Annotated in this window: 1 protein-coding gene and 1 pseudogene; one reads left to right on the top strand and one right to left on the bottom strand. The window is 69.5% G+C overall.

All coding sequences use genetic code 11. The annotated features are described in order from the left end of the window. A pseudogene (locus ACWCO3_RS34440) lies at window positions 1-291 on the bottom strand (cellulose binding domain-containing protein); the annotation flags it as partial. A gap of 341 nt (window positions 292-632) precedes the next feature. On the opposite strand from ACWCO3_RS34440, the gene ACWCO3_RS34435 reads away from it, so the two are divergent. Then, on the top strand, window positions 633-1,706 hold the full coding sequence (locus tag ACWCO3_RS34435; RefSeq protein WP_450014177.1) for a hypothetical protein: 1,074 nt from the start codon (window positions 633-635) through the stop codon (window positions 1,704-1,706).

Raw genomic sequence — 1,706 nt, 5'->3', positions numbered from 1 at the left:
GGCGTCCTCGCGGTTGGCGAAGAGGCTGACGGTCATCGGCGGGTCGTAGCCGCAGGGCGGGCGGAAGAAGATCGAGTAGGAGATGGTCACGCTCGTGGCGGTGACGCCGGCGACGTTGGCGGTGATCGGCAACGCGGGCGGGCACGCGATCGTCGGCGTGGGCCCCGGTGACGTCGTGGCCAAGGGTGTGGCCCCTGTGGCCTCCGTAGCCCCGGTGGCCCCTGTGGCGGCGTTCGCCCCACCCAGGACGGCGAGCGCCGCGGTCGTGGCGGCGAGGAACATGCGAAGCATCGGTACCTCCGGTGGTTACCGGGCACCGATGACCGAGGTGGTAGCCGGTGCCGCGCTCGGGTTACCGGTCGCCGACGAGGACTGCCCGGCACGGGTGACCTGACCACCGCGTGCGTCCCGTGGACCGGAGAAGGTGTGGTGCGCGCTGGCTCCCGAGCACGACCGAACCACAGCATGGCAGTCGACAAACATCGATGCAAGCGCGTGCCCGGCCCCGGAAAAGGGCCGTCCGCAGTCCGGTCGGGCATCGTCCGCCTCCTCTTCGCCGGACGGACACACGCCGGGCGCCCACACCGACAATGATTCATATTTGTCTATCACCTCGGACGTGGGAGCACACCATGCTCGACAGAAGCAGCAGGACCCGGCGACCCCGGACGATGAGGACGCTGATCGCGGCGGCCGCCACCGCGGTGCTGACCGCCTCTCTCCTCGCCGCGCCGACACCGGCCGCAGCCGCCGTCAGCCGTGCCGAACTCGCCCTCCGCTGGGCACCCATCCACTACCAGGACGTCGACGCCACCGGGAGTCACGCGCTGAGTGGTCAGTCGGACTACATCAGCGCAGTCGACTTCGACGGTGACCTCAACGGCCGCAACAACTGGGACCGGGCCGGCCAGGCGGGCACCTCACTCGCCGCCCACGCCTACTACTCGGTCGTGGAGACGAGCACCCACTGGTACATCACGTACTTCTTCTTCCACCCCCGCGACTGGACCGACCACCCGTTCTTCGAGACCGAGCACGAGAACGACGGAGAGGGCACCCTGTTCGCCATCGAGCGCGACGGCTCCCCGTACGGCGTCCTCCGCTCGGCCGTCACCGTCGCGCACAGCGACTTCTTCTCGTACACGCCAGCCGGCAGCACCTGGACCAGTGGCCGGGAGAGCATCGACGGCACACTGCAGTTCCAGGCGTCACCGCACGATGCGTTTCAGCACCCGGTGACGGCACAGGAGGCTCAGGGCCATGGCCTGAAGGCCTACCCGCAGTACGCCATCAACGGCGACGGGCTGGTCTACTACCCGTCGACAGTCGCCGAGACGCCGAGCAGCAGCAACGACCGCGACGTCCGGTATCAGCTGGTCGACATCTTCGCCGTCGGTGGGCTGTGGGCGCAGCGGTCCAACCCGAGCCTGTTCGCCAGCCTCGGCACGTTCGCCAGCGACACGTCCGGCGACTGCGGCGTCGGCACCTGGAGTTGTTCGACCAACTCGGCGAACGCGCCCTGGGGCTGGGACGACGGCAACGACGTCCCCGCGCGCGGGGAGATCGCCAGCGACCCGGCGAAACTGTCGGCCGAGTACTTCACGGTGCCGGCGGGCCTGGCACGCACCTACATCTACAACCCGTACGCCACGGCGGCGGCGGCACTCGCCGAGGCGGCGAGGACGGCACCCCCGACCATCGACTGA

The sequence above is a fragment of the Micromonospora sp. NPDC002411 genome, assembly GCF_053592955.1.
The sequence above is the reverse complement of the archived record's forward strand: the minus strand, read 5'-3'. Positions and strand labels throughout refer to the sequence as shown.